Below are 25,627 nucleotides of genomic sequence, written 5' to 3' on the forward strand. Positions count from 1 at the left end.
TCTCCCGACTCCGCGCCCCGCGGCTCACGACGCGTCGGCGACCTCGGTGACGATGGGACCGCGCGCCAGGAGCTCGGCGAGCGCTGCCGACGGCATGGCGCGGGCGAACAGCCAGCCCTGGTAGGCGTCGACGCCGAGGTCGCGCAGCACCGCGAACTGGTCGGCGTCCTCCACTCCCTCGGCCACGCAGGTCTGGCCGATGGCGGCGGCGAGCTCGACCACCGCGCGGGCCACCGCCCGGTCCGACTCGCCGGTCGCGACGCCGCGCACGAAGCCGCGGTCGAGCTTGACGATCTGGGCAGGCAGGCCGGTCAGCCGGGACAGGGACGAGTAGCCGGTGCCGAAGTCGTCGACGGCGAACCGCACGCCCGCGGCGATCAGCTCGTTCATCTCGCGCAGCGTGGCGGGCGGCAGGTCGGCCAGGCAGGTCTCGACGAGCTCGAGCACGAGCCGGTCCCACGGCAGGCCCGCGTCGGTGACGGCCTCGTGCACCGTCGCGAGGAAGTCGGGGTCACCGGGCAGCAGGCCGGCGAGGTTCACCGCGACCGACGCGACCGGGTGGCCGCCGTGGGTGGGCCAGGTCGCCGCCTCGCGCACCGCGGTGCGGAGCACCCAGCGGTCCAGCTCCCCGAGCAGGTCCGCGGCCTCGGCGATCGGGAGGAACTTGTCCGGGAAGATCAGCCCGTGCTCGGGGTGCTGCCAGCGCACCAGCGCCTCGGCGGTCTGCACCCGCCCGTCCGGCGCGACGACGGGCTGGAAGTGCAGCACCAGCTCGTCGTTGACCATGGCCTGGCGCAGCTGGGACTCCATCCGCAGCGCCTCGTCGGCGCCCCGCATGATCGCCTCGTCGGCGAGCGCGACCCGGTTCGAGCCGCTCTTCGCCTCGAACAGCGCCGCGTCGGCGAACCGGACCAGGTCCGCCGTCGCCGGGTGGTCGGGCGCGTCGAGCGAGGTGGTGGCGAGCACCTGCTCCACCGGGTCACCGGTCAGGTCGATGTCCGGCTCGCCGGGCGTGGCCGGCAGGCCGAGCGCGGCGCCGACGGCCGCCCCGATCGTGGCCGAGACCCGCACCAGCTGGCCGTGGACCGGCACCGCGGTGCGCAGGATCCGCCCGACGACGGCGGTGAGCTCGTCGAGGCCGCCGTGCGCGTCGACGTCGGCGCACACCACCACGAACTCGTCGCCGGAGTGCCGGGTGGCGCTGCACCCGGCTGGCAGGCCCTCGCGGAGCTTCTCGGCCAGCACGACGAGCAGCTCGTCGCCCGCGTCGTGGCCCAGGGAGTCGTTGACCCGCTTGAAGTTGTCGAGGTCGCAGAACAGCACGGCGGTACGCCGCGCGCTGGGCCCGGCGAGCAGGTGCGACACCGCCCGGGAGAGCGCCCGGCGGTTCGGCAGGCCGGTCAGCTCGTCGTGCATCGCCTGGTGGCGCAGCGACGCCTCGACGCGGCGGTTCTCGGTGACGTCGGTGAAGACGACGAGGTGGGTGGCACGGCCGAGGTCGTCGGCCGACACCGACACGTGCAGCTCGCACCACACGGGCTCGGTCTCGGCGCCCCGCGCGCCCCGCTCGCGGCGCCGCAGGGCGCGGGCCGCGCAGGACCACGAGATCGACCCGGCCGAGCCCGCGGGCCGGGCCAGCAGCGGGGTCGCGCCGGTCGGGGCGACGCCGGGCGCGAGGGCCTCCCGCTCGGCGTGCAGGTCGAGCAGCTCGTCGGCCCGGCGCCCGCGCAGCGTGTCCTGGCCCTCGCCGAGCAGCCGGCACAGCGACTGGTTGGCCTGCACGAGCCGTTCGTGGTCGTCGAAGAGCGCGACCCCGACCGGTGCCACCGCGAGCAGGTCGGTGAACCGCTGGGTGGAGGCCCGCATCCGGGTCTCCATCGCGCGGCGCTCGGTGACGTCCTCGACGGCGCCGGCGACGATCACCCGCTCCCCCACCGTGGTGCGGGCGGCGCGCACGTGGAGCACGCGCGTGGGGTCGTGGGCGGGCCGCACCTCGAGGTCGAGCGGGGTGCCCTCCTCGAGCATCGCGCGCCAGCGGGCCCCGACGACCGGGCGGTCGACCGGGTGCACGGCCTCCCCGACGTGGGCCCGGCCCAGGGTGCCGAACGGCGGGAGCCCGAGCAGGGTCCGGGCCACCGAGTTGATGACCCAGGAATCCCGGGAGCGGTCGTTCTCGAAGGAGCCGATCCCGGCGAGGCGGCTGAGCTCCTCGAGCCGGCGCCGCTCGTCGGCGACCGCTGCGTCGGTCGACCCCGGCGCGGGCGTCTCCCCCTCGTCGCTCACGTCGACGACGAGGAGGGCCTCGTGGGCCGTCCCGGGGACCTGCCGCCACCGGATCAGCCGGACGGGGAGGGGGTTCTGCCCGTGGCGCAGCAGCTCCCCGTGCCCCGGGGCGGCCGGACGGGTGGCGACGACCGCGTCGACCGGCATCCCGACGAGGTCCTCGGTCGCCACCCCGACGAGGCGCGCGAGCTCGGGAGACACGGTCACGACGCGGCCCTGGGCGTCGTGGAGGACGACGGGTCCGTCCGGCATCGGCCCCGGGACGCCGACCGGGGTGTCGGCGGGGACCACCACGGTCCCGGCGGCCAGGGCCGCCCCGGCGTCCCGGCGCCGGCGGACCGTCGGCGAGGGCCGCTCCGGGGGCGTGACGACGACCTCCGCAGCGGGCCCGTCGGTCGCGGCGGGCGGCAGGGCCGGGAGTGTCCGCGCGGGACGCGGCCCCTCCTGCTCGGGCACCGCGGCCGGGGCCTCCGGCCGGGCGGGGCGGCACCGGGGCACGGTGGGCAGCGTCTCGGCGTCGTACCCCGGGTCGACGGCGGGCGCGGGCTCGTCGCGGTCCCGCTCCACGGGGAGGGCGAACGCGCCCGACGCCTCCGGGCGGGCCGGCGAGGGCAGGGCGGGGGGCTCGGCGACGACGCGGGCGCGGTCCGGCCCGGACGCGTCGGCGTCCGGCAACCGGACGACGGCGAGCCGTGGCGTCCGCCCCGCTCCGTTCACCTGTTCGCTCCTTCACCGGCGGTCTCCGGGACCAACCCCGATCGGGTCGTCTCAGCCGCACTGATCACCGCAACGAAGGAGACCTCGGTGAGGTCCGGGCACATCACCCCGTCGAGTGCCCTGTGGCGCCGACCGTCCTTTCTCGCGCGGTCGGATGGCATCAAGTCGAGGGTTCTGTCTCAACCCGGACGATGAACGGTCTGAGAACTCGCTGTGGACGCGACGAACGGCACACCCTCCAGGGCGTGTCGCTCACGCGCGACTGCGTTCACCCAGACGCGTTCCGGAACGGCACGGTCCGTACGAGAGGTGCCACGTCAGCGGTCCCCGACGAGCCGCGACCGGCACCCCCTCCCCGAACGGTTCACAGGTGATCACTCGATCGTTCGTGCCGTTCACCGATCCTCGTGGGCCGCCACCTCGGCGACGTGACGCCGGACGACGCCGTCCGACCCGGCCGCCTCGGCGACGGCGGCGGCCACCGCGGGGGCCACGCGGGGGTCGAGCGCGCTCGGCACGATGTGGTCGACACCGAGATCCTCGGAGGCGATCCGGAAGATCGCGTCGGCCGCGGCGAGCTTCATGTGCTCGGTGATCCGCCGCGCCGACGCGTCGAGCGCCCCGGCGAAGACGCCGGGGAACGCCAGCACGTTGTTGATCTGGTTCGGGTAGTCGCTGCGCCCGGTCGCCACCACCGCGGCGTGCTTGCGCGCGACGTCCGGGTCGATCTCCGGGTCCGGGTTCGACAGCGCGAACACGATGGCGTCGTCGGCCATCGTCTCGATGACCGACTCCGGCACCGTCGAGCCGGAGAGGCCCAGGAACACGTCGGCGTCGGCCAGGGCCGTCGTCAGGTCCCCGCGCAGGCCGCGCGGGTTCGTCTGCTCGGCCAGCGCGTACTTGGCGACGTTCATGTTCTCGCGCCCGGTGTGGATCACCCCGCGCGAGTCGAGCACGGTGACGTCCTCGACGCCGGCCTCCAGCAGGATCTTCGCGCAGGCCACGCCGGACGCACCGGCTCCGGACACGACGACCTTCAGCGGCGCCAGGTCCCGGTCGAGCGCGGCCGCGGCGCCACGCAGGGCGGCGAGCACGACGATCGCCGTGCCGTGCTGGTCGTCGTGCATCACCGGGCAGTCCAGCGCCTCGACGAGCCGGCGCTCGAGCTCGAAGCAGCGGGGCGCCGCGATGTCCTCGAGGTTCACCGCCCCGAACGACGGGCGCAGGTGGGTGAGGGTCTCGACGATCTCGTCGACGTCGGTGGTGTCGAGCACCAGCGGGATCGAGTCGAGCCCCGCGAACGCCTTGAACAGCGCCGACTTCCCCTCCATCACCGGCAGCGACGCGCGGGGGCCGATGTCGCCGAGCCCGAGGACGGCGGTGCCGTCGCTGACGACGGCCACCAGGCGGTGGGTCCAGGTGTAGCGGGCGGTCAGCGCGGGGTCGTCGGCGATCGCCCGGCTCACCTTCGCCACCCCGGGGGTGTAGGCGATCGAGAGGTCGCGACGGCCCGACAGCGCCACGGTGGGCGCGACGGAGAGCTTCCCCGACTCGTGCGAGGCGAAGATCTCGTCCTCGGTGAGGTCGCGGCCGTCCATGTGGGGCGGGCTGGTGTCGGCGTGCGTGCTGCTCACGCGGTCCTCCTGGCTGGTGGGTCGCGGTGGGTGGGGGGACGGGGTACCTCGCCGGCGGCCGCGCGGACGCGGGGCGGGTGGACGCCCGTCGGGGACGGAGGGGGCTCGGGCGGGGCGGGATCGGGGTGGCGATCCCGGGGTGCCCGGCGCGGTCCGGACGGGCAGGTGGGCCCGGACCGGTCGATCCTGACGGCTCACCGCGCCGCTGTCTGCGACACGGAGGCGTCGGACTGGTCACGTCGGTGACGACCCCGGCCATTAGGGTGCGTCGGCGTGGAGGCCGAGGAACTGGCGGTACCCGGTGCGTGGGTGTTCACCCCGCCGGTGTTCCCCGACGCGCGCGGGGCGTTCGCCGCGCCCTTCCAGGCGGAGGTGTTCGCCGGAACCGTCGGGCACCCGCTGCATGTGGCGCAGGCCAACACGAGCGTATCCCGTCGCGGAGTGGTGCGCGGCGTCCACTACGCCGACGTCCCGCCCGGCCAGGCGAAGTACGTGCAGTGCTCGGCCGGCGCCCTCCTCGACGTCGTCGTCGACCTCCGGGTGGGCTCCCCCACCTTCGGGAAGTGGGACGCCGTACGGCTCGACGCCGAGGGCCTGCGCGCGGTCTACCTCTCCGAGGGGCTGGGCCACGCGTTCCTGGCGCTCGCCGACGGCACCGTCGCCACCTATCTCTGCTCGACGGCCTACAACCCGGGCGCCGAGCACGGGGTGGACCCCCTCGACCCCGAGCTCGCCCTCCCGTGGACCGAGCACGTGCCGGCCGACGAGCTCGTGCTCTCGGCGAAGGACACGGACGCCCCGTCGCTGGCGCAGGCCCGCGACGCGGGGGCGCTTCCCGACGCCGAGGCCTGCCGGGCCCGCGTGGCGGCGCTGACGGTCGGGGGTTCCTGAGTCCCGGCGTCCCGGCGGGGCGGCGACGGACCTGCGCTGACACCTGACGTCAGGATGGAGGCGTCCTGACGCGGGGCCGGGCTCCCTCGGGGCGGCGCCGAGGTCAGCCGGACGGCCAGGACGCGGCGAGCGCGGTCAGGACGGCCGCCGCCCGGTCCGGCGTGAGGCCGCTCGTGACGGGCACGGTGAGGACCGTCCGGCCGCCCGCGAGGGTCCGGCTGACACCGGTCGGGGGCGTCGGTGGGGTCGGGGTGCCGGTGACCGCGACGAGGACCGGCCCGCGCGGACCGCGGACCGTGCAGGTCGTCCGCCCCGTGCCCGGGCCGGCGGTGCTCACGGCGGTCAGCTGACCGGCCGCGAGCCCGGACGCCTCCGCGACCGCCGGGACGAGGGCGGCGCACCGGGTCGCTGCTGTGGTGGTGGGCGTCGTGGTGCTCGACGGCGGGTGCGTGGTGGAGGACGACGTGGTGGAGGACGCGGTCGTGCCCGACGGGGGCGGCGTCGCGGCGGACGCCGGGTGCGGCGGCCGGGGCGGCGGGGAGACGGCGCTCGAGGACGGAGTGCTCGCCGGCGCCGGGGCGACGGCGCCGGGCTTCGGAGCGCTCGCGGCGGGCGGCGCGGTCGACGAGCCGGCGGTCGACGAGCCGGCGGTCGACGAGCCGGTGGTCGACGAGGTGGTCGACGAGCCGGTGGTCGACGAGCCGGTGGTCAACGAGCCGGTGGTCGACGAGCCGGTGGTCGACGAGCTGGTGGTCGAGGACGGCAGGCCGGCGGGCGGGGCGAGCGCCGCGTGCGGAGCACCGACCGCGGTACCGGTCGTCGGGGTGGTCGAGGCGCTCAACGGGGTCGGCGCGGGGACCGGGCGCGGGGCGCCCGGCGCCGCGACGAGCGGCGGCGCCGCCGGCACCGGAGCGGGAGCCGCGACGGCGGCCGGGGCACCCGCCGTCGTCGGGACCCGAGGCGACGGCAGGGCCGCCAGCGTCACCGCGTCGTCACTGCTCGGGACCCCGCCCGACGCACCGCCCGAGCCCGGGCCCGGGGAGTCGGGCACCGGCAGCGCGCCCGAGGCGTAGGCGTCGGCCCAGCGGAGCACCGTCGCGACGTAGCCCTCGGAGTGGTTGTAGCGGAACACCGCGTCGTGGCGGGCGGCCGCCTGCGCGAGGTCGCCGCCGCCGGAGCAGAGGTGGCGGGCCGTGGCGAGGCCGGCGTCGTAGACGTTGTCGGGGTCCGCGCGGCCGTCCCCGTTGCCGTCGGCGCCGTAGACCCGCCAGCTCGACGGGATGAACTGGGTGGGGCCGACGGCGCGATCCCAGGTGGCGTCGTGGTCGAGGGCGCCGCCGTCGGTGTCGCGGATCGCCGCGTTGCCGCCGGTGCCGGTGAGCTGCGGGCCGAGGATCGGCCGGCGGGTGGTGCCGTCGGCGTCCACGGCCCCGCCGGAGGCGTGCCCGGACTCGACCTTGCCGATCCCGGCGACGAGCGGCCAGGTGAGCCGGCAGCCGGGGGCGTCGCGGTCCGTCGTCGTCGCCGCCGCGCGGTAGGCCGCGAGCACGGTCTCCGGGATGCCGAGACCCGAGCCCGTCGCGGTCCCCGGGAGCGGGGCGTCCTGGAGGCCGGCGTCGGGAAGGCCCGGGAGGGGCGCGACGCCCGCGTCCGGCAGCCGCCCGGTGGCTCCCGTGGGGCTCGTGTCGGGCGGCGGGAGGGCGGTCGCGGCGGTCACGGGCGCCGGGGGCCCGGCGGCGCCCAGGCCGGCCAGTAGCACCAGCACGCCGAGCGCGCACACGACGAGCGGCACCCGGCGACGGCGGGGCGGCCGGGGCGCGACGCGGTGGGCGGCCGGCCGCGGCGCACCCGGCCGGGCGGCCGTCGGCCCCGTCCACGCCGACCCGCGTGGCGGCTGGCGGTCCTCGTCGGGCACGGCGTCGTCTCCCCCACCTACGTCGCCCGGACGCATCCCCCGCGGCCCGGTTCCCGGGGATCGTCGTGCGCCGGGGCCGGGGCGCTACCCGGCGTCACCCGACCGGGGACCTCCGTGGCGAAGTCGTGACCTCGCCGTCGCCGGGGCGTGGCTCAGCGACGCGGGAGGCGGCCGGGGCGGGGCCACAGCCGGTGGGTGACGACGGCGAGGGCGACGGCCGGGCCGAGGGTGCGCGAGTCGGTGGAGGCGGTGGGGGCGTCGCCGACGGCGAACCAGTGAGCGGCAGCGTCGTCGGCAGCGTCGTCGTCGTCGGGGAAGCGCAGCGCGAGCCGCTTCACCGAGAGCTGGTCGGGCCGCGCCGGCCAGCGCACGAGGGCCACCGCCCCGTCGCGCGGGCGCAGGCCCGGCACGGCGAGCACGACGTCGCCGTCGTGCAGCGTCGGGACCATGGAGCCGCCCCGCACGACGACCCGCCGCGGTACCCGGCCCAGCCCGTGCGGAAACCCGGCCCGCCGCCGTCCGAGGCGCATCGCACGACCCTCCCACCTGCACGAACGGTCACCCAGGTCCGGCTGCCCGGCGGGCCGCACCGGAGTAGGTTGGGCCGCGGTCGGAACGATCACCGTGATCCCCCGAGGGGGAGTTGGGAGGCGACATGGGACTGCTCACGAGCATCCTCCGTCCGCGCCTGGAGGCCACCGCGCACTGCGACCTCCCCTGTGGCGTGTACGACCCGGCCCAGGCCCGGATCGAGGCCGAGTCGGTCAAGGCGATCCAGGAGAAGTACCAGGGCTCCGACGACCCGGAGTTCAAGGAGCGCGCCATCCAGATCAAGGAGGAGCGCTCCGACCTCGTCAAGCACCACCTGTGGGTGCTGTGGACGGACTACTTCAAGCCGCCGCACTTCGAGAAGTACCCGCAGCTCCACGAGCTGTTCAACAAGGCCACCAAGGCCGCGGGCGCCACCGGCACCAAGGGGTCGACCGACCCGAAGACCGGTGACGAGCTGCTGGGCTACATCGGCGAGATCTCGGACATCTTCTGGGAGACCAAGAAGGGCTGACGCCCGACGCACCCTCCGGCGCGCCCGTCCCGGTCCCGGGGCGGGCGCGTCGTGGTGTCGGGGCCCTTCCGGGAGGCGAGGAGCCATGGCGAGCGAGAGTCCGCTCGGGCGCATCTACCTGCTGCGCCACGGGGAGACGGAGTGGTCGCGCTCCGGGCAGCACACCGGTCGCACCGACATCCCGCTGACCGAGCACGGCGAGGAGCAGGCCCGGGTGGCGGGCGACCTGCTGCGCATCCTGCGGGGCGCCGACGCACCGCCACCGGTCGTGTGGTGCAGCCCCCGGCGCCGGGCGCGCGACACCGCCGCGCTCGCCGGGCTCACCCCGGACGCGGTCCGCGAGGACCTCGCCGAGTGGGACTACGGCGACTACGAGGGCCGCACGACGCCCGACATCCGCACCGAGGAGCCGGGCTGGACGATCTGGACGCACCCGGTGCCCCACGGCGAGTCCGGCGACGAGATCGCGAAGCGGATCGACGAGGTCATCGCCGACGCCGACCGCGAACTGGCCCGCCACGACGTGGTGCTCATCGGCCACGGGCACGCGAGCCGCGTCCTCGTCGCCCGGTACCTGGGCCTCCCGCCCGCGGCGGGCGTGGGGTTCGCCTTCGACCCGGCCTCGGTGACCGTGCTCGGCCACGAGCGCGGCGCCCACCGCATCGACCTGCTCAACGCGCCCGGCGGGCTCGTGGAGCCGCCGCCCCCGCCGGCGGACCGCTAGGTGGCCTCCGGCCTCGTGAGCAGAAAGTGTCGGTATAGCGACAGTTAGTGCTCACGGGGCCGGAGGCCACCTAGCTCTCGGCCCAGTCCCGCCCCGCCCGCGTCAGGATGCCGGCGAGCACGGCCACGCAGACCACGGCGATCGGCACCCCCCACTCGGGACGCCCGCTCGTGACGCCCGCGTAGAAGGCGACGCCGAGACCCAGCAGCTGCACGACGACGACGGGTCCGCGCGCCCCCCGGGCGCCGCGCGCCAGCGCGAGGCCCGCGGCGGCGACACCCAGCCCGAGCAGCACGACGAACGCCCACACCTGCGGCGTCCCCTCCAGCACCAGCAGGACGACGCCGCCGACCACCAGCGCCAGGCCCTCCAGCGCCGTCACGAGCGCGGCCACCACCAGGGGGCGCGGGGGCGCGTCGGTCCCCGGAGCGGGTGGAGTACCGGACACGCTCCCCAGGGTAGGTGGGACCGTGTCGCGGGACAGCTGCCCCACGCCCGGCCCAGCGGCCGACGGCCCGGGGCTACGGTGAGTGCCGTGCGCGCCCTGCTCGTGGCCAATCCGTCGGCCACCACCACCACGGCAGCAGGCCGCGACGTCATCGCCCACGCCCTCGCCAGCGAGGTGAAGCTCGAGGTGGTGGCCACCCGGTACCGGGGCCACGCCGCCGAGCTGGCCGCGCGGGCCGCGTCCGAGGGCGTGGACCTCGTCGTCGTCCTCGGCGGCGACGGCACCGTCAACGAGGCGCTCAACGGCCTGCTCGTCGACGGCCCGTCGGAGCGGGTGCCCGCGCTGGGCGTGGTGCCCGGGGGCTCCGCCAACGTGTTCGCCCGCGCCCTCGGTGCCCCGCGCGACCCGCTGGAGGCCACCCACCAGCTCCTCGAGGCCCTCGCCGCCGGCCGCAGCCGCACCGTCGGCCTCGGGCGTGCCGACGAGCGCTGGTTCAGCTTCAACGCCGGCCTCGGGTGGGACGCCGACGTCATCGCGGCCATGGAGCACGCCCGGGACCGGGGCCGCGAGGCGACGCCGACCCGCTACGTCGCGACCTCCATCCGCCGGTGGACCACCGCGCGGGCCCGGCCGCCGTCGCTGCGCGTGGAGATCCCCGGCCGCGAGCCGGTCGAGGACGTCAAGCTCGCGCTGGTCTCCAACACCGACCCGTGGACCTACCTCGGCGGGCGCGCCGTCCGCACGAACCCCGGGTGCTCCTTCGCGAGCGGTCTGGGCCTGTTCGCGCTCCGCCGGCTGGGGCTGCCCACCATCGGGCGCATCGTCTCGCAAATCCTCTCCGAGGACGGGTTCTCCGAGCTCGGGTCGGTCCTGCGCGACGACGACGTGCCCGCGCTGCGGGTCGTGTCCGAGGAGCCGGTCAACCTGCAGGTCGACGGCGACCACCTGGGGCGCCGCAGCGACGTCGAGTTCCTCGCGGTGCCGGAGGCCCTGCGCGTCGTCGTCTGAGCCGCTCGGCGTCGACGGGTCGACGTCCAGTGCTCGTGACCGGCGTCACTCCCGGGCGGTGGACGAGCCGCCGGATGTCACCCGCGGGCCGACGAACGGGCCTGCAGTCCGGCCATCGGGGGACCCGACGGGCCACTTCACGGGCGCACAGCGTGGCTTCGGGCATCGTAGCGACCGCTCATCGTCGTCCGGCGGCCGGGTCGACGCCTCGTCGTGCGGCGTTTTCCGCTCGTCGCAGTGACCGCGCCGTCACGGTGCGCCGATATCCACTCACCGACCGCCCATGCCCGTCGAGCCGTCTGGGACTCGATCCAGACGCGATCCTCCTGCAGATTCTTGGTCATCCCCCGCGAGAGCCGGGCAGGAATGCACCACGCAGAACTGCTCGGCCGGGTCCCCGGGAACCGGAGAGATTCTCTCCGGAGACCGGAGGGCAGGGAGGCGGACACGCCGGTGTCCGGTCCTCCCGACAGAACGACACAGCACGAGAACGGCACGACGGGTGATTCCGCCCCGAAGGAATCGCCGATGACCACCCCAACCGGTGCGCACCCCGAGGCGCACCCAGCGAGGAGACCAGCACGATGGACTGGCGGAACGACGCTGCTTGCCGCGACGAGGACCCGGAACTGTTCTTCCCGGTCGGCACCAGCGGCCCGGCGCTCTCGCAGATCGCGCAGGCCAAGGCCGTGTGCCGCCGCTGCCCGGCGATGTCCGAGTGCCTGACGTGGGCCCTCGAGTCCGGTCAGGACGCGGGCGTCTGGGGCGGCGCGAGCGAGGACGAGCGCCGCGCCATGAAGCGCTACGGCGTCCGGGTCGACGCGCAGGCCTGACCCCGGCCGCGCGACCGTCGCGGCGGCGGACGCTCGCTCCCCACGCGTTCCCCCTCCGGTCGCGCACGCACCACCGACGAACGGCGAAGGGCCCCCTCGGTCGATCGAGGGGGCCCTTCGTGCGTCCGGGGTCAGTGGTGCGACAGCGGCAGCGTCAGCTCGGCGCGGGTGCCGCCCTCGGCGGCGGGACGCAGGCTCAGCGTGCCGCCCAGCTCGGAGTCGACCAGGGTCCGCACGATCTGCAGACCGAGCCCGTTCGCCCGCTCGAGGGAGAACGTGTCGGGCAGGCCGCGGCCGTCGTCGACGATCTCGACGGAGAGCCGGCTCGCGGTGCGGGTCGCGACGATCCGCACGGTCCCGCTCGCGCCCTCGCCGAAGCCGTGCTCCAGGGCGTTGGAGACGAGCTCGGTGACGACCATGACCAGCGGTGTCGCCATCACCGCCGGCAGCACCCCGGCGCGCCCCTCCCGCCGCATCTCGACGCCGGAGCCCGGCCGCACGACGTCGTTGAGCATCGGCACGACCCCGGCGAGCACGTCGTCGATGTCCACCCGCTCGTCCACCGACGCGGCGAGCGCCTCGTGCACCAGCGCGATCGACGCCACGCGGCGCATCGACTCGGTCAGCGCCGAGCGGGCCTCGTCGTGACGGGTCCGCCGGGCCTGCAGCCGCAGCAGCGCCGCCACCGTCTGGAGGTTGTTCTTCACCCGGTGGTGGATCTCGCGGATGGTGGCGTCCTTGCTCATCAGGGCGCGGTCCCGACGGCGGACCTCGGTCACGTCCCGCACGAGCACCAGGGCGCCGCTGGGCACCCCGCGAGGCCGCAGCGGCAGCGCCCGGACGACCGCGGTGGCACCGCGGCTCTCCACCTCGGCCCGCGGCGAGGGCGTGCCGGCGAGGGCGTCGCGCAGCAGCGTGACCACCTCGGCGCCCTCGAACGGGTCCGCCGAGACCTTGCGGGCGACCGACGGCAGGTCGGCGCCCACCAGCTCGTCGCTCCACCCGAGCCGGTGGAAGGCCGAGGCGGCGTTCGGGCTGGCGTAGAGCACCGTGCCGGCCGCGCTGACCCGGACGAGCCCGTCCCCCACCCGCGGCGTCGAGCGGCCCTCGTCGGCGGTCTCGGCGGTCGGGAAGGTGCCGTCGGCGATCATCTGGCACAGATCACCCGCGACGGCGAGGTAGGAGATCTCGAGGGTGGACGGCACGCGGGGCGCGGCGAGGTTGGTGTCGCGCCCGAGCACGGCGATCACGCGGCCCTCGTAGCCGACCGGCACCACCTCCCGGCGGATGGAGCGCCCGCGGTGCCAGCGCGGCTGCTCCTCGCGCCGCATGGTGGTGTCGCCGAGGGCCCGCAGCAGCTGCGGGTGCTGGGCCGCGGTGGCGGTGCCGCCGACCATGTCGTCGGGGTGGGCCGTGGGCGCCGTCGTCGGGCGCGAGTGGGCGACGCAGAGGAAGGTCGGGCTCTCGGGAGCGGCCGGGGCCGTCGTGCCGTTCGAGCCGCCCGCATCCGGCGGCGGTGTGGTGACCGGCACCCAGAGCAGGAAGTCGGCGAACGAGAGGTCGGACAGGAGCTGCCACTCCGACGCGACCCGCTGCAGGTGCGCGACCTCGTCGCCGGAGAGCGCGGTGTGCCTCGCGAGCAGGAAGCTCAGCGTCGACATGGGCGGGGTCTACTCCTCGCCCTCGGGTGCTCGCTCGACGACGGCGATGAGGTCGCCGCCCTGCACGACGTCGCCCTCCTTGACCGCCACCGAGACCACCGTGCCCCCGTGCTCGGTGAGCACGGGGATCTCCATCTTCATCGACTCGAGGAGCACGACGGTGTCGCCGTCGCCCACCCGGGTGCCCTCGCGGGCGACGACCTCGAGGACGTTCGCGACCATCTCCGCGCGGATCTCGTCAGCCACGACGGCCATCAAACCATCGACCGGGGCGGATACACCCTCGTGGGAGGATGAGGTCATGTCGAAGCGCGCACGTCAGAAGCGGGACCGCAAGAAGAAGAGCTCGAACCACGGCAAGCGGCCGAACAGCTGAGGCGGGTGGCCGTGGACGCACGAGAGGCCCGGAGACGTCGTCTTCGGGCCTCTCGCGTCAGCGCTTCCAGGTCTCGACGCGGGTCTGGTTGACCTCGACGACGGTGCCCGACGGCGTCCGCTCGACGCTGACCTGTGCCTGCTCCAGCACCGTCGCGCGGATCCGCTCGCGGAGCTTCTGGTGCAGCTCGTCCGGGGCGCGGTCGCCACCGCACGTCCGGGCCAGCAGCGTCTTCACCTTCTCCTCGAGGCCGTAGCGCGCCAGGCACGGCCCGCACTCCTCGAGGTGGCGGCGCAGCTGGGCGTCGCGCTCCTCGCCGCACTCGTGGTCGAGCAGGAGCCAGACCTCGGCGAGGACCTCGTCGCAGTCCGTCTCGTGGGGCTCTCCGCAGCTCACGACTGCACCCCCTGGTCTGTCTGGTCACGGATGAAGCCGCGGTCGCGCGCGGTGTCGGTCAGGGCGTCCCGCAGCTGCCGGCGGCCGCGGTGCAGCCGCGACATCACCGTCCCGATCGGCGTGCCCATGATCTCGGCGATCTCCTTGTAGGCGAACCCCTCGACGTCGGCGAGGTAGACCGCCATCCGGAAGTCGTCGGGCAGGGCCTGCAGGGCGTCGCGGATGTCGTTGTCGGGCAGCCGGTCGAGCGCCTCGACCTCCGCCGACGGCAGGCCCGACGAGCTGTGCTCGGCCGACTGCGAGAGCTGGTAGTCGGTGAACTCGTCGGTCGGGCTCTGCTGCGGCTGTCGCTGCCGCTTGCGGTACGTGTTGATGTACGAGTTGGTCAGGATGCGGTACAGCCAGGCCTTGAGGTTCGTGCCCGGCCGGAAGGACGTGAACGACGAGTACGCCTTCAGCACCGTCTCCTGGACCAGGTCCTCGGCGTCCTGCGGGTTGCGGGTCATCCGCATCGCGGCCGCGTAGAGCTGGTCGACCATCGGCATGACGTCGCGCTCGAAGCGCTCCGCCCGCTCGGCGACGGTCTCGGTCTCGAGGTCGGCGGGGCTCGATCCGCCCTGCTGGACGGCCTCGGTGGGCTCCGCACCGTCCTGCTGGGCGGGCACCGTGACGCCGTCCGTGGTCACGTCGCGGTCCGCGCGCACGGCTTCGGCCACCGGACTCCCTTCGCGCCGCGCGTCGGACGCGGCGTCGGAACGCCGGGAGATTACCCCTGCGGGCGTGCGCGCACCCTCATCCTGTGAGCGGTCCGGGTCCATGTCCGGGAGCAGGATCACGACCCCGTCGGCCACGTGCCGGGTGTCGGCCCCGGTCCGCGTGCCGCGCTCCATCGTCATCGCTGGCATCGTCACCTTCCCTCGGCCGCGGTGCCAGGACCGCGGCTCCTGCAGGGATGTGAACGTCCCGGCCGCCGCACGGATTCCCCGCTAGCCTCCGCCGGCGTGGCGCGACGCACCGGCAGCGGGACCCCCGCCCTGACGGCCCTGGAACGTGCCGGTGTGGCCCACCGCACCCACCCGTACGAGGCACCGTCGGGCCCCGACGGGCACCGCTCCTACGGCACCGACGCCGCCGCCGCGCTGGGGCTCGACCCGCACCGCGTGTTCAAGACCCTGGTCGCCGAGGTCGACGGCGCCCCCGTGCTCGCGATGGTGCCGGTGGCCGGCACGCTCGACCTCAAGGCCCTCGCGGCGGCCCGCGGCGCCAAGAAGGCGGTCATGGCCGACCCGGCGGCCGCCGAGCGGCTCACCGGCTACGTGACGGGCGGGATCAGCCCGCTGGGGACGAAGCGGCGCCTGCCGGTGGTCGTCGACGCGTCGGCGCTCGGGCACGCGACGATCTTCTGCAGCGCGGGCAGGCGCGGGCTGCAGATCGAGCTGGCGCCCGCCGACCTGGTGGCCGCGGCGTCGGCGACGACGGCGGCCGTCGCCGGCCCCTGACGGGCGCTCAGTAGGAGCGGTCCAGGCCCAGGACGGACTGGGCGAGGTGGTTGAGCACCATCGCCTGGGGCAGCGGCGCGAGGCGCTGCAGCCGGGCCTCGCGGAAGTACCGCTCCACGTGGAACTCCTGGGCGTAGCCGAAGCCGCCGTGGGTCTGCACCGCGGTGTCGGCGGCGAAGAAGCCGGCCTCGGCCGCGAGGAACTTCGCGGTGTTGGCCGCCTCGCCGGCCGGCAGGCCCCGGTCGAGGCACCAGGCCGCCTGGCGGATCACGAGCTCGGCGGCGTTCAGCCGGGCGTGCGCCTCGGCGAGCGGGTGGGCCACGGCCTGGTTGGCCCCGATCGCGCGGCCGAACACCCGCCGCTGCTTCGCGTAGTCGACGGCGCGGCGCAGGGCCGCCCGGCCGATGCCGAGGGCCTCGGCGGCGATGAGCACCCGTTCGGCGTTGAGCCCGTCGAGGAGCTGGCGGAAGCCCCGGCCCTCCTCGCCGACGAGGTCCGCGGCGTCGACCTCGAGCCCGTCGTAGGTGACCTCGCAGGACGCCACGGCGTTGCGGCCCATCTTGGGGATGGGGGTGATCGTGACGGCGGGGTCGCGGAGGTCGGCCAGCAGCAGGCTCAGCCCGTCGGTGCGCGTGGCGCACTCCTCGGCGGGGGTGGTGCGCACCAGCAGCAGCACCCGTTCGGACTCCAGCGCCTTCGACGTCCACACCTTGCGGCCCCGCACGCGGTACACGTCGCCGTCGCGCACGGCCCGCGTGGTGATCGCGGTGGTGTCGAGGCCGGCGTCGGGCTCGGTGACCCCGAACGCCACGTGGAGGTCGCCCGTGGCGATGCGGGGCAGGGTGCGCCGCTTCAGGTCCTCGCTGCCGTACAGCACGACCGGGTGCATCCCGAAGATCGACATGTGCACGGCGCTGGCGCCGTTCATCCCGGCACCGGACGCGGCGACCTCCTCGAGCACGATCGACGCGGCGTCGATGCCCTGGCCGCCCCCGCCGTACTCCTCGGGGATCGCGATCCCGACCCAGCCGCCCGCGGCCATCGCGTCGTAGAACGCCCACGGGAAGGCGTGCGTGCGGTCGCACTCGGCCCAGTAGTCGTCGTCGAAGCGCCGGCAGAGGTCGCGCACCGCCTCGCGGATCGCCCGGTCGTCCTGGGACTCGCTGAAGTCCATGGGCGCCATCAGACACCCGGGGAGCTCGGCGCGCGGTGCGGCCGACGACCACCAGGACGTCATCGCTCCCGGAGCCGCCCAGGGAGGACCACCACGTCCCGGTGATCCGATCGGGCCGGGCCGGTCAACCGGCGAGGAGCTTCTCCAGCCACGGCGCCACGGCGTCGCGGATCGGGCCCTGCGCGCGCAGCGAGTGGTCGCCGCGCACCGTCACCACCTCGCGGTGCGCCGCCGGGGAAGGGACGCCGAACCGGTCGCGGTCCCCCGACACCGCCAGCACCGGGATGCCGGCCGCGTCCACCCCGTCGATCTCGGGCGTGCGGTCCCCCCGGGTGCCGTCCTTCCTGGGCGGCGCGAGCAGCGGGAACGCCAGCGCCAGCACGCCGACCGGCGCCGGGTCGGCCACCACCGCGCCGCGGCAGGCCACCCGCGCCCCCGACGACCGCCCGCCGTGCACCTGCGGCACCCCCGGGAAGCGGCGCGTCAGGTCGGCCAGCACCGCCGCCCACGCCTCGTCGAGCTGCGCCGCCGGCGCCGGTCCACGCCGGCCGGCCACCCGGTAGGGCTGGAGCACCCGCGCGACGGCGACCGTGGGCCCGGCGGCCGCGGCGGCGGCCCGGAGGTCCGGCGCCTCGATCCCGCCGCCGGCGCCGTGGCCGAGCACCAGCAGGCCGGCGGCCCCCTCTGGAGCCTCCAGCGTCACCCGGGCCGGACCGTGCGGCGTCGGGATCTCCAGCTCACTCACGACGGGTTGACGGCCTCGAGGTCGAGCCCCTGCTGCTCGGGCTGCTCGTGCGCCTCCTCGACGAGCTCGGCCCCGTGGTTGCGCACGTTGTTGACCTTCGACGACACCTGGCGCATCTCGATCGCGGCGAGCACCTCGTCGGCCGGGACGAGCAGGCCCGAGGGGTCGTCGTGGTCCGGGTCGAGCCACTCGGCCCAGCGCTCCCGCGGCAGCACCAGCGGCATCCGGTCGTGGATCTCGGTGAGCGGGCCCGCGGCGGCGACCGTGACCACCGTGGTCGACACCAGCGGCGCCGTGCCCTTCTCCGCGGACCGGGGCCGCCACGTCTCCCACAGCCCGGCGAGCGCGAGCGGATGCCCGGCGAGACCCGAGGACTGCGAGTACGTCATGAAGTACGGGATCTTGTGCGACCCGTCGCGCAGCCACTCGTACCAGCCGTCGGCGGGCAGCAGGCAGCGCCGCGACGCCGCCGCGCGCCGGAACGCGGGCTTCTCGGTGAGCGACTCGGCGCGGGCGTTGATCAGCCGGTTGCCGACCGACTCGTCCTTCGCCCACGACGGCACCAGCCCCCAGCGCATCGCCCGCAGCGACCGCTCGGTGGTCGACGGGTCGGGCGTGCCCTCCTCGTCGCGCGGATGCCGGTCGACGACGCCGGGGATCGTCAAGGTGGGCGCGACGTTGTACTCGGGCGTGTCGAGATGGGGCGTGTCGACCCCGCCGTCGGTGGCGTCGCGCGCGTCGAACTCCTCGGCCAGGTCGGCCGGGTCCTTGGCCAGGGCGTAACGACCGCACATACCCCCGATCCTGCCACCGAGGTCCGACGACGACGCGGGAGAATGACCCGGTGAGCACCTGGAGCGCGCCCCTCGCGGAGGGCCCCGTCCGCGGCACCGTCGCGGTCCCCGGCTCGAAGTCGATCACCAACCGGGCCCTGCTGCTGGCCGCGCTCGCGGCCGACGGCGCCACCCGCACGGTGGCGGGCGCCGCTCGCTCGCGCGACACCGCGCTCATGGCCGACGGCCTGGCCGTCCTCGGGGCGCACACCGCGGTGACCCCGGGCCGCGACGGCACCCTCGACGTCGCCGTCACCGCCCCCGCCCACCTGCGCGGCGGCCGCGTGGACTGCGGGCTGGCGGGCACCGTCATGCGCTTCCTGCCGCCCGCCGCGGCGCTGGCCGACGGGCCGGTCGAGTTCGACGGCGACCCGCACGCCCGGACCCGCCCGATGGGCGGCGTCCTCGAGGGCCTGCGGGCGCTCGGGGTCACCGTCGAGCCCGCCGACGCCGACCGCCTCCCGTTCACCGTGCTGGGCCGCGGCGCCGTCGAGGGCGGGCCGGTGAGCGTGGACGCGTCGGCGTCCTCGCAGTTCGTCTCCGGGCTGCTGCTCTCCGGCGCCCGCTACCGGCGGGGGCTCGCGGTCACCCACCGCGGCCCCGGGGCGGTGCCGTCGCTGCCGCACGTCGAGATGACGGTGACGATGCTGCGCGCGGCGGGGGTGACCGTGACCTCGCAGGTGGAGGCCGACGCGGCCGTCCCCTCGCACTGGGCGGTGTCGGCCGGGCCGATCACCCCGGCCGCCCACCACGTCGTCGAGCCCGACCTCTCCGGCGCCGCGGTCTACCTCGCCGCCGCCCTCGTGACCGGCGGTGAGGTCACCGTCGCGGGCTGGCCGGAGTCGACGCCCGGCCTGCCCGACCTGCAGCCCCTCGGGGCGGTCCGCGGCGTCCTCGAGGCCTTCGGCGGCACGGTCACCGTCGACGGCGCGGGCCTGACGGTGCGCGGCGACGGCCGGTTGTCCGGCGTCGACGTCGACCTCGCCGAGATCGGGGAGCTCACGCCCACCGTCACCGCGCTGGCGGTGATCGCCGCCCGCGACGGGGCACGCTCGCGGCTGCGGGGGGTGGCGCACATCCGCGGCCACGAGACCGACCGGCTGGCGGCGCTGGCGACGGAGGCCGCGGCGCTCGGCGCGCGGGTGGCCGAGACCGACGACGGGCTCGTCGTCGAGCCCTCGTCGACGCTGGCGCCCACGCGCCCGTGGGGGGCCTACGCCGACCACCGGATGGCCACCGCCGGGGCCCTCGTCGGCCTCGTCGTGCCCGGGGTCCAGGTCGACGACGTCACCGCCACCACCAAGACGCTCCCCGACTTCGCCACCGACTGGCCCGCGCTCGTGCACGGGGTGGGGATCCCGGCGTGACCCGCGGCGGCGCGGCGGGGCGCTACGACGAGAGCGACGTCCGGGTCCGGCCCGGGAAGGGCAGCCGGCCCCGCTCGAAGCGCCGTCCCGAGCACGCCGACGCCCGCACGGCGATGGTGGTCGGTGTCGACCGCGGCCGCTGGACCTGCGCCCCCGACGACGAGCCAGGCGTCCGCGTCGTCGCCATGCGCGCCCGGGAGCTGGGGCGCACGCCCGTCGTCGTCGGCGACCACGTCGACCTCGTCGGGGACACCTCCGGCGCGGACGACACGCTGGCCCGGATCGTCCGCGTCGCCGACCGCTCGAGCGTGCTCCGCCGCACCGCCGACGACACCGACCCCTACGAGCGGGTCGTCGTCGCGAACGCCGACCAGCTGGTGGTCGTCACCGCCCTCGCCGACCCGCCGCCGCGGACCGGGTTCGTCGACCGCTGCCTCGTCGCGGCCTACGCCGGGGGGCTCGAGCCGGTGCTGTGCCTGACGAAGGCCGACCTGGCCGACCCGGACCCGTTCGCCGCCGACTACGCCGAGCTCGACCTGCCGATCGTCGTCACGCGGTCCGACCAGGACCCGGACCCGCTGCGGGAGCTCCTCACCGGGCAGGTGTCGGCGTTCATCGGGCACAGCGGCGTCGGGAAGTCGACGCTGGTCAACGCGCTGGTGCCCGACGCCGAGCGGGCGGTCGGCGAGGTGTCCGGCGTCGGCAAGGGGCGGCACACGTCGACGTCGGCGGTGGCCCTGGCGCTGCCGGGGTCGGGGTGGGTGGTCGACACCCCGGGCGTGCGGTCGTTCGGGCTCGCCCACATCTCCCCCGACGACGTCGTGGCCGCGTTCGGCGACCTGGCGGCGGCGGTCGAGGACTGCCCGCGGGGCTGCTCGCACCTGGGCCCGCCCGCCGACCCGGAGTGCGCGCTGGACCCGATGGTCGAGGCCGGGACGCTGTCGGCCGGCCGGCTGGCGGCGCTGCGGCGGGTGCTGACCGCGCTGCGCACGCCCGCGTGGGAGGTCTGAGCCCTCAGGACAGCGGGCAGCGTCACGGGTCCGGCGTTCCGTCGTCGGTGAGCACGACGTCGGCCCGGGGCGCGGTGCGGGCGATCACGGCGGCGTTGGCGGCGTCGGAGCCGTCGGCGCGCGCGATCGCCTCCTCGGGCGTGCGGCCGACCTGCTCGTGGCGGGCGATCAGGCGGGCCCGGCGGACGTCCTCCGGCGGCTGCAGGAACCAGGCCTCGTCGAGCAGGGCGCGGACGCGGTCCCACGGCGGGTCCTCGCACAGCAGGTAGTTGCCCTCGGTGACGAGCAGGGTCACGTCGGGACCGATCTCCAGCGCGCCGCCGATCGACTCCTCGACGCTGCGGCGGTACTCGGGCGCCCAGATCATCGTCCCGGCGCCGGACCGGAACCGCTCGAGGAAGGCGACGTAGCCGGCCGAGTCGAAGGTGTCCGGGGCGCCCTTGCGCTCGAGCCGGCCGAGGCGCTCGAGCGTGGAGTTGGCCAGGTGCCAGCCGTCCATCCCGACGACCGCGACCCGGGCCGGGTCGGTGCGCTCCCCGATCGCCGCGGCGAGCGTGGACTTCCCGGCGCCGGGGCCGCCGACGATCCCGAGGATCCGGCGGCCGGGGCCGGCGGCCAGCTCGTGGACGCGGTCGAGCACGATGCCTCCGGCGGTCGGGGTGGTGGGTCCGGCTGGACCTCGCCGAGTGGACCACGAGGGTCACCGTGGCAGCCGTGGGAGTCCACTCGACGGCGGCGGCCCGCCAGGTGCCCGCCGAGTGGACCCTCAGCGTCTCCGCGGAAGCCATGGGAGTCCACTCGCCGCCCGGCAGGCTCCACCGAGCTCCCGCGCGGGTACGCCCCGGTGTGCTCCTCCCCGTGCCCGACCCCGGTCCCGACGCTGCCGTCGCCTTCGTGCGCGAGCACCTCGGCGACCTGGCCTGCGACACCCCCGCCGCCTCGCCGTCGTTCCGCGGCGGGCAGACCGCCGCCGACGAGGCCCTCGCCGCCCTCGACGTGACGGACTACGCCCGCCGTCGCAACGAGGTCTGGCCACCCGAGCGCCGCGGGGCCTCGCGGATGTCGCCCTGGATCCGCCACGGGCTGCTGTCGCTGCCCGCGCTGTGGGAGCACGTCGCCGACGCCCCGCCGCGCGACCGCACCAAGTACCGCGACGAGCTCACCTGGCAGGAGTACGCCCGCCACGTCTACGCGCGGGTGGGCCGGCGGCTCGGCGACGACCTCCGCGCGCACCCCCCGCGACCGCCGTCGACCTGGGATGACCCGTGGCCCCGCGACATGGCCTGCATGGACGCCACGGTCTCGGAGCTGCACGAGGACGGCTGGCTGGTCAACCAGACCCGGATGTGGCTCGCGAGCCAGTGGACGGTGCGCGCCGGCGCCCGGTGGCGCGACGGCGAGGACGCGTTCTTCACCCACCTGCTCGACGGCTCCCGGGCGGCGAACCGGCTCGGGTGGCAGTGGACGGTCGGGTCGGGGACGGGCAAGGCGTACGGGTTCTCGCGGCACCAGGTCGAGAAGCGGGCGCCGAAGCTGTGCGCCGGGTGCGTGCTCAACGCCGCCTGCCCGGTGCAGGACTGGCCGCCCGAACAGCGGACCGAGCGCATCGAGCCGCCGGCCGCCCTGAGGGGTGACGACGACGTCGAGGCGACCGCCGGGCCGTCGTCGGGACCTCCTCCCGGCGAGGTCGACGGGGTGTGGCTCACCGCCGAGTCGCTCGGCGACGACGACCCGGCGCTGGCCGCCCACCCGGACGCCCCGGCGGTGTTCGTGTTCGACGAGCCACTGCTGCGCCGGCTGCGGCTCTCCGGCAAGCGGCTGGTCTTCCTCACCGAGACCCTGGCCGACCTGGCGACCCGGCGTCCGGTGCAGCTGCACCGCGGGCGGGTCGCCGAGGAGCTGGGTGACCGGCGGCTGGCGGTCACGTTCGCGCCGGTCCCCGGGTTCCGGCGGCTCGCGACCCGGCTGGAGCCCGCCGAGGTGCACCCGTGGCCGTGGCTCTTCCGACCCCGCGGCGGGCGGCTGCAGAGCTGGACGGCCTGGCGCAAGAGGTGGGCTTCGCCCACGTGAGCACTAACTGTCGCTATACCGACATTTAGTGCTCACGGGGCCGGAGGCCACCTACAGGAGCTCCAGCACGAACGGCAGCTCCTGCAGCCCGTACCAGGCCAGGTCGTGGTCCTCGGCGTCCCCGACCGCGAGCTCGGCGTCCTCGTCGCCCAGGTCGGCCGCGTCGATCACGGCGGCGGCCCGTCGCACGGCCTCGACGGCCTCCTCGACGTCGAGGTGCACCGAGGCGAGCCGGCGCATCGGGATCGGGCCGCCCACCCGCACGACGGCGGCGTCGAGGTCCGGGCGCAGCGTCACGTCGTCGACGTCGGCGGCCACGACCGCCCGCCGCGCCGGCGCCTCCGGGTCCCCGGCGAGCTCGGCGCCCAGCAGCCGCAGCGAGGCCCGCGCGGCCTCGGTCATCGCGACGTACTCCAGCTCCTCGTCGTCGCCGGCGGTGTAGGCCTCGCGCAGCGCGGGGGTCAGCGCGAACGCGGTACCCGAGAGCGGCTGGACCTGCTCGTCGGCGAGGAGCTTGCGCAGCCCGGCCACCGTCGTCGGTACGTAGACCCTCACCAGTCGTCCCTGTCCTTCCGCGCCCACCAGGCCTCCGTCGTCCGCAGCGCCGTGCGGAGGACGTCGCCCTGCTTGCGGGCGTCCATGACGTTCCAGCCCATCGCCGCGCGGTCCTCCGGTCCCGGAGCATGTGTGGTGACGCGTACCCCCGCGGACCGCAGCCGGGCGATCTCCCGGGCGCTGCGGCCCCCGACGATCCCACGGAAGAGCCCGTCGGCCGCCGCCCCCGCCCCCGTCAGCCGGACCCCGCCGCGGCGGGCCAGCGGGACCAGGACCAGGGCCTCGTCGACCGGCGGCATGTCCGGGCCCAGCAGCAGGTCGGCCGAGGTCGCCGAGCACACCCCGCCGTCGACGTAGCGGCGCCCGTCGATCCGGACCGGCGCGAACCAGCCCGGGACCGCGCACGACGCGCTGGCGGCATCCGCCGGCGACGCCGGCGGCGCGCCGGGCCGGCCGAAGGGCACGCGGGCGCCGGTGTCGTAGTCGGTGGCGACGATGCGCAGCTCCGGCGCCGACGGCGGGCCCGGCCACGACTCCGGCGCGAACGACGACACCAGCTTCACCACCCCGGTGGTGTCGGCCCGCCCCACCGGCAGCAGCGCCGAGGCGAACGCCAGCGGCGGGAACCGCCGGGGCGCGCGGGCGATCCGCCCGAGCAGCCGGATCGAGCCCGGGCCGAACCGCGGTACCGGGGGCGTCCCACCCCGCGCCCCGCGGGGCCGGGGACGGCTCGGCGGCCCGGAGGGCCCTTCGCGGCGCTCGCGCGGGCGCTGCAGGTGGTCGACGAGGTCGTCGACGGCGACCCCGCTCGCCAGGGCGGACGCGATGATCGACCCGGCGGAGGTCCCGACGACGACGTCGGCGTCGCGCGCGTCGAGCCCGGTCGCCTGCTGCCAGGTCGAGAGGGCCGCGATCGCCCAGGCGTAGCCGAGCGACCCGCCCGTGCCGATCACGACGGCGCGCCGGGAGGGGGTACGTGCCGAGGTCATCGCGGCACCGTCGCCACCAGTTCCGCGAGCGCCTCGGACACCAGGTCGCCGAACTCGTCGACGTCGGGCATCCCGTCGCGGTCGGCGTTGAAGCCGTAGAACACGCCGCCGTCGTAGGACGTCAGGCCGACCGCCAGCGACTGGCCCTTCGCCAGCGGGACGACCGGGTACATCTCGAGCATCCGCGCGCCGCCCGCGTAGAGCGGGTGCTGCGGACCCGGCACGTTGGACACCACGACGTTGAAGAGCCGCCGGGAGAGCCCGCTCGCCGCGCGGGCGCCCAGCGCGTGCAGCGTCGGGGGCGCGAACCCGCCGACCTGCACCAGCGCGTTCGCGCCGACCGACTGCCCGGACTGCTTGTGCTCGCGCATCGCGTGCGCGACGTGGTGCATGCGCAGCACCGGGTTGGGCTCGCCGACCGGCAGGTCGACCAGGTACGAGGCGATCCGGTTGCCGAGCAGCCCCGCCCCGTTGATGGCGCCGGTGGCCTCGGCCTCGCCGCGCACCGACAGCGGGACCATCGCGCGCATCGTCGTCGACGGGGTGACCGACGCGCCCCGCGAGAGCAGCCAGTTGCGCAGCGCGCCCGAGATGACGGTGAGGACGACGTCGTTGATCGTGCCGCCGTGCGCGCGGCGCACCGCCCGGTAGTCCTCGAGGTCGGTGCGGGCGTGGGCGAAACGGCGTTGCGTGGAGATCGGGACGTTCAGCGGGCTGGTCGGGGCGGGCCGCACGGCGGTGCGCACCGCGGAGAGCAGCCCGCCGGCGACCCCGGCGACCTGGGTGATGGTGTCCGTGGCGTCGCGGACCGCGGCGCGGGCGACCTCGACGGCGTTGCCGGGACGGCCGACGGCCTCGCCCATGGCGTCGAGGACCAGCCGCCACGGCGGTGGTTCCGGCCGCGCCGTCCAGTCGTCGAGGGGCTCGTCGCGGCCCTCCGGGGTGTCGTCGAGGACCACCTGGCTGATGTCGATCGAGGCGACGCCGTCGACCATCGCCTGGTGGGTCTTGGTGACGATCGCGACCCGCCCGCCCGAGAGCCCGTCGACCAGGTACATCTCCCACAGCGGGCGGGTGTGGTCGAGGGGCCGGGACATCAGCCGCGCGACGAGCTCGTTGAGCGCCCGGTCGGTCCCCGGGCCGGGCAGCGCCGAGCGGCGGACGTGGTAGGTGACGTCGAACTCGGTGTCGTCGACCCACACCGGACGCGCCATCCCGGCCGGCACCTGGCGGATCTTCTGGCGGTAGCGCGGGACCAGGCCGATGCGCCCGCTGATGAGCTCGACGAGCCGCTCGTAGTCGAAGCCGGACCGGGGCTTGCGGAAGACGGCGACACTGCCGAGGTGCATGGGCGTCGTCGGTTGGTCCATGTAGAGGAAGGAGGCGTCCAGGGCCGAGAGGCGGTCCGGCATGACCCCGATCCTCGCACGCCACCA

26 protein-coding genes are annotated in these 25,627 nt (G+C 75.8%); 10 read left to right on the forward strand and 16 right to left on the reverse strand.

Translation table 11 applies throughout. The features are described from left to right. Positions 1-24 precede the first annotated feature (24 nt). Positions 25-3,000 (reverse strand): EAL domain-containing protein, encoded by a 2,976-nt coding sequence (locus HH311_RS13205; protein ID WP_169184130.1) that lies wholly within the window; start codon positions 2,998-3,000, stop codon positions 25-27. A gap of 395 nt (positions 3,001-3,395) precedes the next feature. Further along, complete coding sequence (locus HH311_RS13210) at positions 3,396-4,598, reverse strand: NADP-dependent malic enzyme (protein ID WP_169184258.1); 1,203 nt, start codon at positions 4,596-4,598, stop codon at positions 3,396-3,398. Positions 4,599-4,907: 309 nt separating this feature from the next. On the opposite strand from HH311_RS13210, the gene HH311_RS13215 reads away from it, so the two are divergent. Next, a complete protein-coding gene (locus tag HH311_RS13215) occupies positions 4,908-5,525 on the forward strand; it encodes a dTDP-4-dehydrorhamnose 3,5-epimerase family protein (protein ID WP_169184131.1) in 618 nt (205 codons plus the stop codon). 103 nt (positions 5,526-5,628) lie between these two features. On the opposite strand, the gene HH311_RS30985 is transcribed toward HH311_RS13215, so the two are convergent. After that, the gene (locus tag HH311_RS30985; RefSeq protein ID WP_211190197.1) at positions 5,629-7,440 is read right to left on the reverse strand and encodes a lytic transglycosylase domain-containing protein; all 1,812 of its coding nucleotides are present in this window, start codon (positions 7,438-7,440) and stop codon (positions 5,629-5,631) included. A gap of 152 nt (positions 7,441-7,592) precedes the next feature. Next, positions 7,593-7,970 (reverse strand): S26 family signal peptidase, encoded by a 378-nt coding sequence (locus tag HH311_RS13225; RefSeq protein WP_248292546.1) that lies wholly within the window; start codon positions 7,968-7,970, stop codon positions 7,593-7,595. A gap of 131 nt (positions 7,971-8,101) precedes the next feature. Here HH311_RS13225 and sodN point away from each other — a divergent pair, with 131 nt between their 5' ends. Then, on the forward strand, positions 8,102-8,503 hold the full coding sequence (sodN, locus tag HH311_RS13230; protein WP_211190213.1) for a superoxide dismutase, Ni: 402 nt from the start codon (positions 8,102-8,104) through the stop codon (positions 8,501-8,503). An 85-nt stretch (positions 8,504-8,588) separates the two neighbouring features. Continuing rightward, positions 8,589-9,227: a histidine phosphatase family protein gene (locus HH311_RS13235; RefSeq protein ID WP_169184133.1), complete on the forward strand. Its 639-nt coding sequence runs from the start codon at positions 8,589-8,591 to the stop codon at positions 9,225-9,227. A 70-nt stretch (positions 9,228-9,297) separates the two neighbouring features. Here HH311_RS13235 and HH311_RS13240 read toward each other — a convergent pair whose 3' ends face one another. Next, a complete protein-coding gene (locus HH311_RS13240; protein WP_169184134.1) occupies positions 9,298-9,675 on the reverse strand; it encodes a hypothetical protein in 378 nt (125 codons plus the stop codon). An 87-nt stretch (positions 9,676-9,762) separates the two neighbouring features. Between HH311_RS13240 and HH311_RS13245 the strand changes: the two genes are divergently transcribed. Together HH311_RS13245 and HH311_RS13250 are read left to right on the forward strand one after the other, a co-directional pair. Continuing rightward, positions 9,763-10,683 carry a diacylglycerol kinase family protein gene (locus HH311_RS13245; protein WP_169184135.1) on the forward strand — a complete coding sequence of 307 codons (921 nt, stop codon included), beginning with the start codon at positions 9,763-9,765 and terminating at the stop codon, positions 10,681-10,683. Between the two features lie 584 nt (positions 10,684-11,267). Next, a complete protein-coding gene (locus HH311_RS13250) occupies positions 11,268-11,516 on the forward strand; it encodes a WhiB family transcriptional regulator (RefSeq protein WP_169184136.1) in 249 nt (82 codons plus the stop codon). A gap of 131 nt (positions 11,517-11,647) precedes the next feature. Here the strand turns inward: HH311_RS13250 and HH311_RS13255 are convergent, their stop codons facing one another. Further along, a complete protein-coding gene (locus HH311_RS13255; RefSeq protein ID WP_169184137.1) occupies positions 11,648-13,177 on the reverse strand; it encodes a sensor histidine kinase in 1,530 nt (509 codons plus the stop codon). 9 nt (positions 13,178-13,186) lie between these two features. Further along, positions 13,187-13,423, reverse strand: a complete 237-nt coding sequence (locus HH311_RS13260; RefSeq protein ID WP_169184138.1) for a biotin/lipoyl-binding carrier protein — start codon at positions 13,421-13,423, stop codon at positions 13,187-13,189. Between the two features lie 55 nt (positions 13,424-13,478). On the opposite strand from HH311_RS13260, the gene HH311_RS33715 reads away from it, so the two are divergent. Next, complete coding sequence (locus tag HH311_RS33715; protein WP_372460785.1) at positions 13,479-13,553, forward strand: 50S ribosomal protein bL37; 75 nt, start codon at positions 13,479-13,481, stop codon at positions 13,551-13,553. A gap of 57 nt (positions 13,554-13,610) precedes the next feature. Here HH311_RS33715 and rsrA read toward each other — a convergent pair whose 3' ends face one another. Together rsrA and HH311_RS13270 are read right to left on the reverse strand one after the other, a co-directional pair. Beyond that, complete coding sequence (gene rsrA / locus HH311_RS13265; protein ID WP_169184139.1) at positions 13,611-13,949, reverse strand: mycothiol system anti-sigma-R factor; 339 nt, start codon at positions 13,947-13,949, stop codon at positions 13,611-13,613. Further along, positions 13,946-14,665 carry a sigma-70 family RNA polymerase sigma factor gene (locus HH311_RS13270; RefSeq protein ID WP_312030118.1) on the reverse strand — a complete coding sequence of 240 codons (720 nt, stop codon included), beginning with the start codon at positions 14,663-14,665 and terminating at the stop codon, positions 13,946-13,948. Before HH311_RS13270 ends, rsrA begins: the two co-directional genes overlap by 4 nt. A 285-nt stretch (positions 14,666-14,950) precedes the next feature. On the opposite strand from HH311_RS13270, the gene ybaK reads away from it, so the two are divergent. After that, entirely contained in the window at positions 14,951-15,448 is a 498-nt protein-coding gene (ybaK, locus tag HH311_RS13275) for a Cys-tRNA(Pro) deacylase (protein WP_169184140.1), read from the forward strand. Positions 15,449-15,455: 7 nt separating this feature from the next. Here the strand turns inward: ybaK and HH311_RS13280 are convergent, their stop codons facing one another. The 3 genes from HH311_RS13280 to HH311_RS13290 all read right to left on the reverse strand — a co-directional run bounded on the left by HH311_RS13280 (position 15,456) and on the right by HH311_RS13290 (position 18,161). Continuing rightward, positions 15,456-16,622 (reverse strand): acyl-CoA dehydrogenase family protein, encoded by a 1,167-nt coding sequence (locus HH311_RS13280; protein ID WP_169184141.1) that lies wholly within the window; start codon positions 16,620-16,622, stop codon positions 15,456-15,458. Between the two features lie 124 nt (positions 16,623-16,746). After that, positions 16,747-17,367, reverse strand: a complete 621-nt coding sequence (locus HH311_RS13285) for an alpha/beta family hydrolase (protein ID WP_169184142.1) — start codon at positions 17,365-17,367, stop codon at positions 16,747-16,749. Next, on the reverse strand, positions 17,364-18,161 hold the full coding sequence (locus tag HH311_RS13290; RefSeq protein WP_169184143.1) for an SOS response-associated peptidase: 798 nt from the start codon (positions 18,159-18,161) through the stop codon (positions 17,364-17,366). Before HH311_RS13290 ends, HH311_RS13285 begins: the two co-directional genes overlap by 4 nt. Positions 18,162-18,211: 50 nt before the next feature. Here HH311_RS13290 and aroA point away from each other — a divergent pair, with 50 nt between their 5' ends. Both aroA and rsgA read left to right on the forward strand, forming a co-directional pair. Beyond that, entirely contained in the window at positions 18,212-19,567 is a 1,356-nt protein-coding gene (gene aroA / locus HH311_RS13295; RefSeq protein ID WP_169184144.1) for a 3-phosphoshikimate 1-carboxyvinyltransferase, read from the forward strand. Continuing rightward, entirely contained in the window at positions 19,564-20,577 is a 1,014-nt protein-coding gene (rsgA, locus tag HH311_RS13300; protein WP_169184145.1) for a ribosome small subunit-dependent GTPase A, read from the forward strand. Before aroA ends, rsgA begins: the two co-directional genes overlap by 4 nt. 22 nt (positions 20,578-20,599) lie before the next feature. Here the strand turns inward: rsgA and HH311_RS13305 are convergent, their stop codons facing one another. Then, positions 20,600-21,217, reverse strand: a complete 618-nt coding sequence (locus tag HH311_RS13305) for a nucleoside/nucleotide kinase family protein (protein ID WP_312030119.1) — start codon at positions 21,215-21,217, stop codon at positions 20,600-20,602. Positions 21,218-21,435: 218 nt separating this feature from the next. Here HH311_RS13305 and HH311_RS13310 point away from each other — a divergent pair, with 218 nt between their 5' ends. After that, positions 21,436-22,647, forward strand: coding sequence for an FAD-binding domain-containing protein (locus tag HH311_RS13310; protein ID WP_312030120.1), 1,212 nt, complete (start codon positions 21,436-21,438; stop codon positions 22,645-22,647). A 51-nt stretch (positions 22,648-22,698) separates the two neighbouring features. Here HH311_RS13310 and HH311_RS13315 read toward each other — a convergent pair whose 3' ends face one another. The 3 genes from HH311_RS13315 to HH311_RS13325 are packed head-to-tail and all read right to left on the reverse strand — an operon-like array spanning position 22,699 to position 25,603. Continuing rightward, entirely contained in the window at positions 22,699-23,202 is a 504-nt protein-coding gene (locus HH311_RS13315; protein WP_169184147.1) for a DUF6912 family protein, read from the reverse strand. Beyond that, positions 23,199-24,191, reverse strand: coding sequence for a patatin-like phospholipase family protein (locus HH311_RS13320; RefSeq protein ID WP_169184148.1), 993 nt, complete (start codon positions 24,189-24,191; stop codon positions 23,199-23,201). Before HH311_RS13320 ends, HH311_RS13315 begins: the two co-directional genes overlap by 4 nt. Then, the gene (locus HH311_RS13325) at positions 24,188-25,603 is read right to left on the reverse strand and encodes a wax ester/triacylglycerol synthase family O-acyltransferase (protein WP_169184149.1); all 1,416 of its coding nucleotides are present in this window, start codon (positions 25,601-25,603) and stop codon (positions 24,188-24,190) included. Before HH311_RS13325 ends, HH311_RS13320 begins: the two co-directional genes overlap by 4 nt. Positions 25,604-25,627: the final 24 nt, after the last annotated feature.

The sequence above is a fragment of the Actinomycetospora sp. TBRC 11914 genome, from assembly GCF_012933465.1.
Classification (GTDB): Bacteria; Actinomycetota; Actinomycetes; order Mycobacteriales; family Pseudonocardiaceae; genus Actinomycetospora.